This is a genomic window from Pseudomonas sp. PA-1-3F (assembly GCF_021609665.1).
Taxonomy (GTDB): Bacteria; Pseudomonadota; Gammaproteobacteria; order Pseudomonadales; family Pseudomonadaceae; genus Aquipseudomonas; species Aquipseudomonas paracarnis.
Map to the genome: position 1 here is coordinate 100874 of NZ_WJZD01000007.1, position 14522 is coordinate 115395.

Genomic DNA, 14522 nt, shown 5'->3' on the forward strand with positions numbered 1-14522 from the left:
CTCGCTAACACCCTTCCCATGGTCATGGCTTGCGCTCCGCAAAACTGGCGATGAACTCATCAAGAATTCGTTTACTTTCGGCCGCCTCTTCGCGGCTAGGCCCGCGGGGGTTGGACCAAGGATCAGGCTTGGGCTCGACCGCGCCGTAGCGGATGCGCACGGACTTGAGGATCGCGTCCCAGACGGCCATGGCTTCGTAGTCGGTGAGTGAGGGGTTTACGGGTTCTGCTCGTGGAGGCCGGTCCGGGCGTTGCCACAGCGGTAGTTCGTAGCCTTTGTTGGCGAAGTTGGGAAGTGTCCAGCGAACGAGGTCTTTTGGTTTATTCGGATCAATGGCGGAGCGTTTTTTTCCGCCTGCCGACAACCGAAAACTCATTGCCGGACGACTCAGTGAGGGATTGTCGCGATAGTTTTCGCTCACGAAGAGTATTTGACGGTGAGTGTCGTCACTGAAGCCAATCAAGGACTCTTCCGCTTGCATGTCGGCCAGAGTGATTTTTCCTGCCCGCAAATTTTCATAATCACCAGCGAGAAATATTTGCGTGTCTTTTTGAGTACGAACATGCAGACGTTCTTCATCATCCGGTGATAACGCATTGATGTAGACATTCAGCGCCACATCCGATGCTGGGGGACGAAAGTTGAAGCTGGCGATTTCCTGATCGTGATGACTTCGGATCACGATGGGGCCTAAGGCGAAGCCCGCACCTGCGTTCTTTGGTACGGCAACCTTGAATATTTCCTTGGATAGCTTTAACAACCGAGCCTCAACCGGGGCTGTATCACCATCATAGGATTCGGCGCGAAGCATGACGTAGGCATCACCTACCAGCAGATGGAACTCATGAACGAACGTATCCGGGAGTTCGCTGCTCTCGAAATACTGTAGCGTTACTCTTTGCGGTGCGATCCGTACTGCTGAAACCAACATGGGCACATCAGACTGCTTATAGTTTTTGATCGCAGCGATTCGATGGGCCCGCTCGTTCAATGCGGCATCAAACCGCGCCTGCGTGACGCCTTCTCCCAACACACGTACCTCAACGAACGAGTGATCGGCGCCCAATCCGTAGTAGAGCTTCACATCGCCGCCTCCACTCCAATTAGCGGGCAAATCGATCAGCCCACGGCCCAGCGCCCAGGTGCGCATATGGGTAGTCATTTCGCTCACGTTGTTTTTCTCCTGTTGGCTGGGTTGTTTGAAGGCCGCGCATCCGGTGAGAGCCCCCAGCACCAGGCATGCAAAAATAACCATCAGCTGACGCATAGGGGCCTCTTGGCTTTCGCCGCAATTTTGATGAGTGAATAGAGGGTGAATTGCTGCGCTAACGGGTTGGCATAGGACGCTTCATGATCAAAGCCGGGCGCCTTGATTTGCTGGCGAACGCCACCGTTGCGCGCCTGTTTTATCGGCGCGCTGCCCGAACTGACCGGTACGGTGCCGTCGCCGGAGCCGTCCTGCATTTTGCAATGCAGCTCCCAGTAGCTGGTGTGCAGGGTTTTGACGGGCGCATCGGGATCGCCACGCATGGGCGGAATGGATTGCTCGTGGCCGCCAACATACACAGGGTTGCGGCCATCATCCCTGACCTGATGCATCTGCAAATTTGAAACCTTGAAGCTATCGGGGCGCGAACCGTGGGGGCCATTGACGTTAGCCCCCCGGGTCATTTTCCAGGTGATGGACTCGAAACTGGGGTGCTTGTCTTCGCTGCCGTAGTAGACGTAGGTTTGGGGGTGGTAGGAGCCACTGATATCTTGATGAAAGGTTTTTGCTCTCTTAATGTTGCCCGCAAATATCTTCCACGTGATCGAATCCCCATCCTTCGGCGCCAACCATTCCTCACGCAGCAATCCCCACCAACAGTCGCGACGTAGATAGATCTCCTCATAAGGATCTTTTACAGGTTGGCGTGGCATTGCCGAGATACCTTGGTCGTCGATCAACCTCAGCCAGCCGGGTGTGTAATCCTGGGTCGGCAGCAATTGCAAGGCCCCAGGAGCCTGGGCGAAGACCGCCGTGACTTCTTGGCCGGTCGGACCAATCACTGCACCGGCAACGGGGTCTTCTTCTCTCATGCCTACCTTGCAACGACGATAAGCGACAGGCGCGCCTGTCGCGGGCATGACGCCATGCACGACGCCGGCAATTTTGTCGGCCATACCCGGCAGCTGTGCGCATCGACGGGCCACCAACCCGCCCATCGAATGAGTCACCAGAATGACCTGCTGACAATTGCGACCGTACTGGCGCATCATTTCGTCAATGCGTTCGGCCAGCCTTAATGCCGCCTGCTCGTTTGAATCCAACCAGTTATACCCACACGCATGCACCGGCATTCGATAGCCGCCTCGCGCCAATAACTCATCCGAAAGAATCGACGGCAACTGGCTGGCGAGGCTGGCGCCCAGCCCTGGCATACCAATGGGAGTTTCGGGTTTTAACCGAGTGATGTGAGTTGGCCCCGGCTCGACGGCAACTGTATGCAGGTGCTCGGGCCGGATGTCGAATTGTGGCCATTGGTGGGGCAGGAAATTACTATTCAGCGTTTCTTCCAGCCAAAGCAGAAAAGCGTGGTAGCTGGTTTCACTGACCTCACCCCAACCACGTTCTTCATAGCGTGTTTTCAGGGCCTGAAGGGTATTTTTCCGGTCCAGCCCAGGCTGTGCCAGAACCGTACCGGCAGCGCGTTTAGGCACCGCGCCGTTGTTGTCAACTTCCACCCTGGCCGGGTGCAAGAGTTTTTGTCGTACACCGGCTTTTTTGTTGATCCAGTTCAGGGCCAGCCACATATTTTTACCCATGAAGCCCGCATCCAGCCGCCAGACAGGTGTGCCCTCTTCCCCCGGCTCCTCGCCTTCCTGCTCCTCAGGCTTACTCTTCAAATTCGACCCCATAATCCCCGGCACAAATATCACCGGCAGAATCCCGTCCGGCGGCAGCATGCATAAAACCGGGTCGGTGATATGGCTGGGCGTCAATGCCCAGGTATGCACAGGATTACCCCGAGCGTTATAGGTCATGGGCGCAACACGATGCGCCGATGGGTTATCGGTCATGCGGGTTCTCCGGTATTCAGCCATTCCAATACAAGCCCTTCCAGCGTCATGCCCTGTTGCAGGGTGACGAAGCCTTCAGCATCGGTGCGGCCTTCAAAACGTGCGCCATCCTTGCGAAGCAATGCATAGGCGCGGTTTCGGACAGGTTTCCCGTCGGTGAAGAAGGTCTGAAAGCGTTCGTTGAACGATGTGCTGGGCCAGCTATTGAGTTCCGTAGCAGCATTGCTTGGGTCAATGAAGTACTTGTTCGCAGCCTTCACCGTAAAATTGCCAGGCATTCCCAGTTCGATATTGCTGCCCTGCATCTTGATATAGGCCCCGCCGCACAACAGGGTGATGTGCTTGTCTGCCGCCACCAGCACGTGTTGCTGGCTGGCGCTGATTTCCACGCTTTGGTCCGCCTGCACCTGGATACTGTTGTGCTGGGCCTGCAACAGCAGTTGGCCCTTGTGGGCGATATGGCGCATGTCGCCACCCTGGGCAAACAGGCCAATTTCGTCACCCGCATTGATCACCACTTTTTTGCCGGCGGTGAGTTGCTGGTTTTGTTGCGCCACGCTGTCGATGTGCTCGCCTGCGCCCAGGGCGATATTGCGGGACGTCGCAGCAGCGATGCCGGCAGGCCCACTTAACGCGATGAGGGGTTGCGTGCCATCGTCGGAGCCATTGGTCTGATCATTGGCACCATGGCCGAACGCGTTCACGGCATCAGTCAGGGACTGTTGCGGCTGCGAGTCCTGGGCAATTCCTTGGGCATTTTCAGCAGAGGCTCCCAGCTGTTTGGCCAATGTCAGGGCGGCTTGCAATACCTCAATCACCTGCTGGCGTTCCAGTTGACCCGCGCCGGCCTTCAGTTGAGCTTCAGCGGTCAGCAATAATCCTTTTGCTGCGCGTAACGCGCCGTGGCCATCCGTACGCAACTCAAAACCTTCCCCCCTAGGTTTACCGCCACCATAGTGGCGTGGATGAGTGAGGTAACCCAGATGCAGCGCGCTATGTTCGTGATCACTCATCAGCGCCGCACTGATTTGCGCAGTGGTGTCGTCAATGCGCAACTCATTGGCTCGTGTGCCCTTGAATTCGCGACTTTTGGTCGTCGCTACGGCGTTTAGCTTAGGTAGCTCGTAGGGCGGCAGATTGGTCTCGCGGTAGGTGCGGCCCGTGGCGATGGGCTGGTCAGGATCACCACTTAGGTAGCTGATCACCAGCTCCTGACCTACCCGCGGCACAGCCATGGCGCCCCAGGTCGCACCGGCCCAGCCCTGAGCTACACGAATCCAGCATGAGCTCTGATCGTTGTTTTTATCGGTGCGGTCCCACGGGAATTGCACCTTGACCCGCCCCCATTTATCGCAATAGATCTCTTCCCCTGGAGGCCCGACCACGGTGGCGATCTGGGGGCCGTCGATGCACGGTTTGTCACGTAATGGAGCTTTCCAGTCAGAGGTCCAGCGGATGGCTGTGGCCTTCAGTTCATAGGATGTGCCGCTGTCACTGCCAAACGCTTCTTCCTGCAAGCTAGTGTGCTGCTTGCCTTCGTGCTTGATGGCGATGGTGCGCCAGCGATCATTGAAGTCCTCGCGTGGGTGGTCGCTGAGATCGAACGCCAGCCCCGGTTGCAGGCGGGCGTCATCACCTTCCACATGGGCCAACTTGGCGTCGTTGCGCAGGGCTGCTAGGCGGGTCTTGGTGAAGGGTTTACCGGCAATGTCGCGCTTGTAGCGCCCGGGGTAGTCGTAGCGTTCGTAGTCCTTGTGCTGGTTGTTCAGGTCCTGGTCGCCGGTGGCGGTGTGCTGCTGGTTGTAGCGCGGGTGAGTGAAGGTGTAGTCGCGCTGCACCTGGCGCGCAGTGCGCACTTGTTCGGTGTAGTGGAAGCGGGTCAGTGCCGGTTCTGTGGCGTCGCCGCCACCCATGGACTGGTAGATCACCGGGCAATCGGTGTGGGTGCCAATAGTGCCCAGCCCGCCAACGCGGTCGGTGAGGACCAGGGTGTGGCCGTCGGCGCGGTGTTCGAAGGTGTAGAGCAGGCCTTCTTCGGCGGCGAGGCGGGCGATGAAGTCGAGGTCGGTTTCGCCGGCCTGTACGCAGTATTCACGGGGTTGGTGTTCGAAGCAGATTTCGCTGCGGATGTCGGTCAACTTATGCTCGGCCAGCATGCTGGTGATGATGTCGGGCACGGTCTGGGCCTGGAAGATGCGCCAGTTGGAGCGCAGATCGAAACGCTTCAGGGTCGGCTCGACCACGGCGGTGTAGCGGGTGCGGCGAAAGCCGGTGTCTCCCTGGGTGAACAGACTCACCAGGCCGTGGACGTAACGTACCGGGGTCTCGCCACGCCAGAGGGTGAATAGCCCCGCCAGGTCGAGCACCCGACTGAAGTCGACAGCGGCGTTGTGGCTGGCCAGTTCCAGTTCCAGTTTGAACGGCTGGGACAGGCCTTCTTCGAGGGTGAACGAGACCACTTCGAATGGATCGCCCTGCAAGGGCTCAAAAGTGAAGCGCAGGTCGCTTTGGCGGGGCATTGTGGCTAATCCTTACGTTCACTATTAAAAACTGCAACTCTTTGATACAACTCCGGCTCCCACCCCTGCGCAGTGGTATCGCGCATCAGTCGCGCAACGTTGGCGTACAGGTCGTCCGCCAGCCACGACAAGCCACGCGAGGCCAGCAAGTCGGCGGCAATCACCGTGGCGTAGCTGCGCTGGCGCGGGGCATCTTGGGTGGCGTGCAGGTCCTGCAGGCGCAGCAGTACTACTTCCACGCCTTCGGTGTTGAGTTGGGTGGCCAGTTCGTCGCGCAGGCCGGCGTACTCCTGCACCGGGCTGCCGGTGGTTTGCGCCTGGTCGGCACCGGTGATCCAGGCCTGGGTCTGCGCATCCACGAACGGTGTGCCGTCGCTAAAGCACAGTTCCAGCAGGGCCGGTAGGCGGCAGACAAACCGCTCGCAAGTCTGGCGAATGGCGGCCGCCACCTCTTCCATCGCCAGGCGCGAGGCGACCTCTGCGGCCAGGTAACTGCCGCGTAGCCAGTACGGCGAGGCGCAGACGCTTTTTTCGATACGCAGCAGCAGGTTCGGCTCGATGGCGTTGTGGTTCAGCGCGTCCTGATAGCCGTCGACGATATCCTTGGGCACGGCGGTCAATTCGGTGCGACGGTCGCGGGTGATGGGCGGCGCAGTACGCAAATGCGACCACAGGCCGAAGCGGCGCAGTTGGTAGCCGGTGGGGTCGTAAGGGTCTTGTTGATTGATCTGCTCGGCCATGTTCAACACGGCGCGGCGTTGTTCGCGCTCATTGCTCGGCGCTTGCGGTTTGGGGCGGGTGAAAAAGGCTGACTCCAGCACACTGCCGGAGGTGGCCGCACGGGCGGGCTCAGTGGCAACGCCCGGCTCGCTGTATTTGTCCAACTGGCGTTGCAACGCGTCCAACGGGGCCGGGTCGAGCTTGGCGCTTTCGGCACAGCGTTGCAGGTTGGCCAGGGCCAGTTCCGCCGCGGCTTGGTAGGCCGGTTCAAAACTGCTGCGCTGCAGGGTCGGCAACACCTGCTCCAGGTCGCCCAACAGGCGCTGCACTTGCTTGCGCTTGTTCAGGTAACCGGTGGGGCCGGGCTTGGGGTGAGCGCTGTCCCAATACAACTCGACCATGCCGGCCAACAAACCCAGGGCATCGGCCCAGCGCGCCCATTGCCGGGTGCGCAGCCACACCACCTGCAGGTGCGCGACGACGCGCCAGTGCTTGCACTGGGTCGCAAGGTACTGGCGGGACGCTTCGTCGATATACGGCCAGTCGATGTCGCCTTCACGCAGGCCGCCAAGCTTGACCATCTCCTGGTCGATGGCCTGGTAGGTTTCGTCCTCTACATCGAAATGCCCGGCAGGTTGCTCCGGGTCGATGGGGGTCAGCAGCAGCTTGACGGTGTCCGCCGGCACGTCGATTACCAGCGACATACTTGGCGCTCCTGTTCGATCAGCTCACCCAGCCCTTCGGCGTCGAAGACCAGGCCGTGCAGCCGCGGATAGTCGCTCTCCAGTCGTAGACGCTGGCCGCCACCCATATTGCGCAACAAGGCAATCGCCTGCAGCCCGCGCCCGGCATCCACCACCAGACCCGCGTCGTCCAGCACCTGCCACTGATAAACCCCGGAGACCGGGCGCTCATCCTTGAACAGTTGGATGCGAATCTTGTTGGGCTTGGCCGGTTCATCCAGCACCAATTGCAGGCGCGAGATTTTCGATTCGCAACTGATGGCCAGGTAAGGCCGAGGCGGTAGCGCGCCCAATGCTGGGGCTGAGATCACCAGCCGCTGTTGCTGGTCGTTGTCCGGCTCCGGGAATGACGACAACAGAAAGCGCTGATCCTCGGGTGGACGCTTGGCCTCATTGCGCTGGACCAGATCGACAATCGGCAGCACCCGGCCCAGGGCACGTGGCGGTGCAAGTGGCTGATGAATGGGCGTGCCGGCCGCCAGATCAAAGCATTCCAGGCGCTTCAAGGGCGAGACGATGGCAGGGCAATCCTGGGTCGCTGCCTGCGCCTCCATTACCGCCACAACCGTCAGGCAGAGCGCCCATTTCCATCCTCGCCATCCGTTGCGCATCAACGCCTCCTGAATATGCCCCGTCGAATCCAAACCGGATACTTTTCAACTCTAGAACTAACGTGGTGTAGACCAAAAGTTAAATTCATTAACTTGCAAAGCGTCACCCGCCCTCAATGGATAGGCAAGTAAAAGACGCACAACACACTGCCAAATCGAGAATAAAAAGAGGCCTCTTTCAGATAATTCCATAGCGAGCGTAGGAAATTTATAAATTCTTATCGCGATGCTTTTTCCTACATCCAAAGCCCACGAATCGCGTCCATTTCGTCCTACAAGACAAACCTTGCAACAGCTGGTTCTAATACGCCGACCTTACGAAAAGGATTTTTCCCATGTCGAAAACTCATGGTTCTGTCGCCCCCAAAGAACGCGTCAACATCAAGTACGTCCCAGCCACAGGCGATCAACAAGCAGAAGTAGAGCTTCCCCTGAAGCTGTTGGTTACCGGCGATTTCAAAGGCCACGGTGAACTAACCGCCCTTGAAGACCGGCAATCCGTTCGAATAGATAAAGACACCTTCAATGAAGTACTCACCAAAGCCGAAGTTGCTCTGAACATGGCGGTGCCGTCTGTTCTGAACAACGACCAAGACACCGACTTGAACGTGCAACTTCAATTCAAAAACATCAATGACTTCGGCCCCGATGCGGTCGCCCGCCAAGTACCGGAGTTAAACAAGTTGCTGGAACTGCGCGAAGCCTTAGTTGCGCTCAAGGGCCCGATGGGCAATGTCCCGGCCTTTCGTAAACACCTGCAAACCCTGCTGACTGATGAAACCGCCCGTCAACGCCTGGCCAGTGAACTGAACCTGGTGCTCGACGCGCCCAACAACTGACTTGAACGCCCTTCTAAACGGAGTACTCCCCATGCCTATGGAAAGCGCCGCCGCCCAAGTATTGGTGGCTGACGAACCCCTGTCGTTGCTCGACCAACTGCTAGCCAACACCACCATTCGTCCGTCCCAGGAAGGTTATGCCGTGGCCCGCCAAGGCGTGGCCGCGTTCATCAGCGAAATACTGCAAAGCGGCGATCACCAGCAGCCGGTCAACAAGCACCGCGTCGACCAGATGATTGCTGAAATCGACCGCGCCCTGGGTAAGCAGATGGACGTGATCCTGCATCAGCCGCAGTTCCAGCAACTGGAGTCGTCGTGGCGTGGGCTGAAGCTGCTGGTGGATCGCACGGACTTTCGCGAAAACATCAAGCTGGAAATGCTGCACGTCACCAAAGAGGAGCTGCTGGACGACTTCGACAACGCCGGCGACATCACCCGTAGCGGCTTGTACAAGCACGTCTACACCGCCGGCTATGGCCAGTTTGGCGGCGAACCGGTGGGCGCCATCGTCGGCAACTACACCTTTGGCCCCAGCTCGCCGGACATCAAATTGCTCAGCTACGTTGCCTCCATCGGCGCCATGTCCCATGCGCCGTTTGTGTCGGCGGCCGGGCCTGAGCTGTTCAACCTGGAAGGCTTCCAAGGCCTGCCTGATCTCAAGGAAGTCAGCGACATTTTCGAAGGCCCACGCCACACCAAATGGCGCAGCCTGCGCGAATCCGAAGACGCCCGCCACCTGGCCCTGACCCTACCGCGCTTCTTGCTGCGCCCGCCCTATAGCACCGACGACAATTCAACGCGCAGCTTCGGCTACGACGAAACTGTCGACGGCAACCACGACAATTACCTGTGGGGCAACACGGCATTCCTGATGGCTTCGCGCATCACCGACAGCTTCGCCCGCTATCGCTGGTGCCCGAACATCATCGGCCCGCAATCCGGCGGCGCGGTGGATGACCTGCCGGTGCACCTGTATGAATCCCTGGGCCAATTGCAGGCCAAGATCCCGACCGAAGTGCTGATCTCCGACCGCAAGGAGTTCGAGCTGGCCGAAGCCGGTTTTATCCCGCTGACCATGCGCAAGGACAGTGACAACGCGGCGTTCTTCTCGGCCAACTCGGTGCAAAAACCAAAGAACTTCCCCAAGACCCGCGAAGGCCAGGAAGCCCAGACCAACTACAAGCTCGGCACCCAGTTGCCGTACCTGTTTATCGTCAATCGCCTGGCCCACTACATCAAGGTGCTGCAACGCGAACAGATCGGCAGTTGGAAGGAACGCCAGGACCTGGAGCGCGAGCTGAACGACTGGCTCAAGCAGTACATCGCCGACCAGGAAAACCCTTCGTCCGATGTGCGCAGCCGTCGCCCCTTGCGCGCCGCAAAAGTCGTGGTGCAGGACGTGGAAGGCAATCCAGGCTGGTACCAGGTGTCGTTGGCCGTGCGCCCGCACTTCAAGTACATGGGCGCCAACTTCGAGATCTCACTCGTTGGTCGGCTGGACACCCAGTAAATGGGCGCCAGCCTGTTCGAACGCCTGGAACCCGACGCACCGCGCTACCGCCCCGGCAGCGCGGATGAACAGGCGCGCCAGCGTGTCGAGGCGATCAAACGCCACTTGGAACAGGTGCTCAATTCACGCCAGGGCTGCTCGCAAAGCAGCCCTGAGCTGGGCCTGCGTGACTTCAATGGCGTCACCCAGGCCAGCAGTGACCTGGTGGTGGCCATCAGCACCGATATCCGGCGTTCGGTGGAAGCCTTTGAACCGCGCATCAAGGTCACGGGCGTGCGCTTTCAGCCCGACCCGGACCTACCGCTGGAGCTGAACTTTCGTCTGGATTGCCAGGTGCAGGTCAACCACAAGGAAGAACAGGTGCAGATCGAGGTGGCCATGCACGGCCGCGACGGTTACACCCGCGTGAGATGAGGATGCAATGGACTTGAAACAACGCTTTGCCGAAGAGTTGCGCTACCTGCGCGAACTCGGCCGCGAGTTTGCCGAGGACAACCCGCAGTTGGCGCAGTTTCTCGGTGATCAGGCCGGCGACCCGGACGTGGAGCGGCTGCTGGAGGGCTTTGCCTTTCTCACCGCCAAGCTGGGCATGAAGATCGACGACGATTTGCCGGAGCTGACTCATCCGCTGCTGCAGATGCTCTGGCCCAATTACCTGCGGCCGTTGCCCAGCGCGACCATCATCCGTTTTACACCGTTGCCGGATGCGATCAGCCAGCGCCAGGTGATCCCCAAAGGCACGCCGCTGTTTGCCAAACCGGTGGATGGTGTCTCCTGCCAGTTTCGTACCTGCACTGACGTCAACCTGTACCCATTGGCGTTGCAGGAAGTCAGCGATGCCCACAGTCGCGAGGCCTCGGTGATGCGCATCGACCTCAAGGTGTTGACCGAGCAACCGCTGACCAGCATGGCCTGCGACCAGCTGGATTTTCATTTGGGTGGGGACAACGCCATCGCCATGACGTTGTACCTGTGGCTCGCCCACTACTTGGACAGCGTCACGTTGCATATTGACAAGCAAAGCTATCGCCTGTCGGCCAACGCTATCGGCTTTCCCGGTTTCACACCCGACGAAGCGCTGCTGCCCTACCCGCGCAATGTGTTCGATGGCTACCGGATCCTGCAGGAGTATTTTGTGTTCCCGCAGCGTTTTCACTTTTTCAGCCTGACCCAGCTGGCGCGCGTCTGGCCGGAGATCAGCGCCACCGGCCTGCGCTTTGAATTTCAGTTCAGCCGGCCCATGCCACCTGATATCCGCCTGCGTACCAGTGATCTGCACCTGTACTGCGCGCCGGCGGTCAACCTGTTTCGTCACGACGCCAATCCGATTGCGCTGGACGGGCGCAGCCTGGAACGGCGTATCAGCCCCAGCGGCAACCGTCCCGAAGCCTACGAGATTTTCAGCGTCGACAAGGTGGCTGGTTGGGATGCCGCCGACAAGGAGCGCAAGGGCGATCCGTTGCGGCGCTTTACCCCGTTCGAGTCGTTTCAGCATGAGATCGAACACGCGCGGGGCCGCACCGCGCTGTACTTCCGCACGCATATCGAAGAGTCCCATGGGCGCGAGGGCTTGCGTCATCGCATCGCTTTCGTGCGCGGCGACGAAAGCCTGTACATCGGTGAGCATGAAGCAGCGTCCATCGAGTTGACCTGCAGCAACCGCGATTTGCCGCAGTTGCTGGGCGTCGGGGATATATCGCTGTCCACCGAAGTCACGCCGTCGTTCGCCACCTACACCAACCTGATCGCACCGACCCGCAGCTACCGGCCGGTGCTGGATGCCAGCCTGCACTGGACGCTGATTTCCAACCTGTCGCTGAACTACCTGTCGTTGCTGTCGGCCGAGCCGCTCAAGGCGGTCATCCGCGCCTATGACTTCGCCGCCCTGCACGACCTGCAGCAGGCCCGCGCCACGCGCAAGCGTCTCAACGGTATCCAGGATGCCGTGACCACCCCCATCGACTGGCTGATGAAGGGCCAACCGGTACGTGGCGTGCAGACCCGTTTGCAACTGGACCAGACCGCCTTTCTCTGCGAAGGCGAGTTGTACCTGTTCGCCAGCGTGCTTTCACACTTCTTCGCGCTGTACGCGAGCATCAATTCCTTCCATCGCCTGGAAGTGATCAATACCACTAACAACGAGCGCTATGAATGGCCACTGTTGACCGGCAGACAACCCGTGATCTAGCCGATGTGCTGCTGGCCGACGCGCGGAACTATTCGTTTCACCGTCTGCTGGAGCATCTGCACGCCTTGCATGGCGATGACCTGGAGGCGCAGCCCTTGAGTGCGGCGGCGAGACGCCGTGTGCGCCTGCAAAGCCATGCAGGGTTGGGCTTTCCGGCCTCCGACGTAGTCGAGGCGGCACGTATTGAGGAGGACCGTGAAGAGGTGCGCTATCGCATGCAGATCAGCTTCTTTGGCCTGCACGGTACCGACTCGCCACTGCCCGGTTACTACCTGGATCGCCTGGCCTACGAGCAGGCCCAGGAGCGCGGGATTCGCCCGGCGTTCATGGATTTTTTCAACCATCGCTTGCTGACCCTGCTGCACACCAGCTGGCGCAAGTACCGCTACTACATTCGCTTTCAGGCCGAGGCCAGCGACCGCTTTTCGCGCTACGTATTCTCCATGGTCGGGCTGAACGACAACGACCTGCGCGGTGCGACGCCGCTGCCCTGGGGCCGCCTGCTGAGCTTTGCCGGGTTGATTGCCAACCGCAGCCGCTCGCCGTCGGTGGTGTCCGGCATCGTCGAACATTGTTTCGACCTGCACGGCGTGCATATCCGTGAATTCGAGGCGCGCTCGGTGAGCTTGAACCAACGCCAGCGCCTGTCACTTGGCAAAGCCAACGGTGTTCTCGGAAGCGATTTCGTGGTGGGCGACCGCAGCAAGACCCGCGCCAGCAAGTTCACCCTGGTGATTCCCAACCTGACCCAGGCGCGCTTTCGGCAGTTTTTGCCCAGCGGCGATCAGTTCGGACGGCTGCGCCAGTTGATGGATTTTCTGCTGCGCGATGCCACCGCTTACGACCTGGAACTGGGGCTGCGCGAAGAAGATGTACCGCCGTTCAACCTGCAACGCGCCAGCGGCACTCACCTGGGTTGGACCAGCTTTATCGAACATCAGGAACAACGTCATCCCGCCGTGGTGCGGATCCGGGGGCGCGCATGACGCTGACGCTGGTTATCAACAATCCTGCGCAGTTGCTGCACGGGTATTTACCCCTTCACCGGTTTGGTCCACAGGGCGGCAGCATCGGCAGTGCCGCAGAGGACTGGCGCCTGGAAGATCGCCTCAACAGCGTACGCCCCAACCACTGCGATATCCGCGTCATCGAAGGGCGCTTCTGCGTGATCGACCGCAGCGGTAGAACCTATATCAACGGTCACGACCTGCCGCTTGAGCGCCATGTTGCGATAAGCCTCAACGACGGTGATCAGTTGCAGATTGGTGCGTATCAGGTTGCGGTGCAGTTGGGCGAGCACGCCCCAGGACAGCATTCGCTCGATGAGCTTCTCGGCGACCACCCTGAAGGCATGCACGTGTGGCACCAGGAAGATCTGCCGAGTCGGCCAAAGGTGGATAAGCGACCTGCCACTTGCCCGGAATTCGAGCGTCTTTGCCAACCCGTGGATTTGACGGAGCAAGGCGACCCTCTCCGAGCGATGCATACAGCGCCGTCGCCCGAGCCGCTCGCGGTTATTGGCGCGCCTGCACACAAGCGCGGCATCAGCCTGTTCAGCAAACTGCGCCTGGGCACCCTGTTGCTGGCCTGCCTGACCCTCGGCGGCTGCACCATGCTCGGCAAGATCGGCCAGGTGATCTGGACGCCCTCCATCCCGGTCGGCGGCCCCGACGATCAGCCCAGCCGCTACTCCCTGAGCCTGTACGCCAGCGACGACGTCAACCCACGTCTGATCAGCACCGGCACGGCACTGGATGAAGACGCGAGCCGTTCGCCCTACACCCTCAACGTGCAGGCAACCAGCCCGCAAGCCCTGACGGACAAAGTGCAAACCCTGCTCAGTCACCTTTACGAAAGCGTGCCAGCCCAGTCGCCACTGAGCCTGGAGCCAGAACTCGTGGTGCCCATGTCGCCTGTCGAAGACGCGTTATTGGGTGACTACGACGCCCAAGGCGTGCGCCTGACCACGCCCTGGGGCAACCCGGCGCTGGCGCATGTCGCCACGCCCATCGCCTTCAAGGTCTTGCAGTTGACCGACGACTCGCTGCTGGTCAACGCCAGCCCACAAGCCATGGCCGACGACCTGAAAAAGACCCTGGGCAGCACCTATATCCGAGCCGACGACTACCTGCTCAACCCCGGCCAATTCAAGTTCATCGACCTGCGCGCCCTGGATGAAGACACCCGCTTTATCGCAGTGATCGCCAACTACCACAGCACTGATGTCGGCCAGTGGAAACAGCGCCTGCGCGTCGAGCCCAAGGGCCGCCAATACGCCGTACTGGTGCAGTTGGATGCCACCCAGGTCAGCCTCAAGGGAGAAACCCGATGA

At 59.9% G+C, this 14522-nt stretch carries 11 protein-coding genes; 6 read left to right on the forward strand and 5 right to left on the reverse strand.

Going from position 1 to position 14522, the window contains the following annotated elements:
* Positions 1-22: 22 nt before the first annotated feature.
* The 5 genes from GIV26_RS06795 to vasI are packed head-to-tail and all read right to left on the reverse strand — an operon-like array spanning position 23 to position 7653.
* Positions 23-1267 (reverse strand): T6SS immunity protein Tli4 family protein, encoded by a 1245-nt coding sequence (locus GIV26_RS06795; RefSeq protein ID WP_198715064.1) that lies wholly within the window; start codon positions 1265-1267, stop codon positions 23-25.
* Positions 1255-3060 carry an esterase/lipase family protein gene (locus tag GIV26_RS06800; RefSeq protein ID WP_236279729.1) on the reverse strand — a complete coding sequence of 602 codons (1806 nt, stop codon included), beginning with the start codon at positions 3058-3060 and terminating at the stop codon, positions 1255-1257. The genes GIV26_RS06795 and GIV26_RS06800 overlap by 13 nt, the downstream gene beginning before the upstream one ends.
* Complete coding sequence (locus GIV26_RS06805; protein ID WP_236279738.1) at positions 3057-5579, reverse strand: type VI secretion system Vgr family protein; 2523 nt, start codon at positions 5577-5579, stop codon at positions 3057-3059. Before GIV26_RS06805 ends, GIV26_RS06800 begins: the two co-directional genes overlap by 4 nt.
* A gap of 5 nt (positions 5580-5584) precedes the next feature.
* Complete coding sequence (gene tssA, locus GIV26_RS06810) at positions 5585-7003, reverse strand: type VI secretion system protein TssA (RefSeq protein ID WP_236279748.1); 1419 nt, start codon at positions 7001-7003, stop codon at positions 5585-5587.
* Entirely contained in the window at positions 6991-7653 is a 663-nt protein-coding gene (vasI, locus tag GIV26_RS06815) for a type VI secretion system-associated protein VasI (RefSeq protein ID WP_236279756.1), read from the reverse strand. The genes tssA and vasI overlap by 13 nt, the downstream gene beginning before the upstream one ends.
* A 335-nt stretch (positions 7654-7988) precedes the next feature.
* Here vasI and tssB point away from each other — a divergent pair, with 335 nt between their 5' ends.
* Genes tssB through tssJ form a run of 6 tightly spaced genes read left to right on the forward strand, consistent with a single transcriptional unit; the run spans position 7989 to position 14522 of the window.
* Positions 7989-8492, forward strand: a complete 504-nt coding sequence (tssB, locus tag GIV26_RS06820; RefSeq protein WP_223024134.1) for a type VI secretion system contractile sheath small subunit — start codon at positions 7989-7991, stop codon at positions 8490-8492.
* A gap of 37 nt (positions 8493-8529) precedes the next feature.
* Complete coding sequence (tssC, locus tag GIV26_RS06825) at positions 8530-10002, forward strand: type VI secretion system contractile sheath large subunit (protein ID WP_198715131.1); 1473 nt, start codon at positions 8530-8532, stop codon at positions 10000-10002.
* Positions 10003-10416: a type VI secretion system baseplate subunit TssE gene (tssE, locus tag GIV26_RS06830; protein ID WP_213154304.1), complete on the forward strand. Its 414-nt coding sequence runs from the start codon at positions 10003-10005 to the stop codon at positions 10414-10416.
* Between the two features lie 7 nt (positions 10417-10423).
* Positions 10424-12190 carry a type VI secretion system baseplate subunit TssF gene (tssF, locus tag GIV26_RS06835; RefSeq protein ID WP_236279768.1) on the forward strand — a complete coding sequence of 589 codons (1767 nt, stop codon included), beginning with the start codon at positions 10424-10426 and terminating at the stop codon, positions 12188-12190.
* Positions 12154-13176 (forward strand): type VI secretion system baseplate subunit TssG, encoded by a 1023-nt coding sequence (tssG, locus tag GIV26_RS06840; RefSeq protein WP_236279777.1) that lies wholly within the window; start codon positions 12154-12156, stop codon positions 13174-13176. Before tssF ends, tssG begins: the two co-directional genes overlap by 37 nt.
* The gene (gene tssJ / locus GIV26_RS06845) at positions 13173-14522 is read left to right on the forward strand and encodes a type VI secretion system lipoprotein TssJ (protein ID WP_236279786.1); all 1350 of its coding nucleotides are present in this window, start codon (positions 13173-13175) and stop codon (positions 14520-14522) included. The genes tssG and tssJ overlap by 4 nt, the downstream gene beginning before the upstream one ends.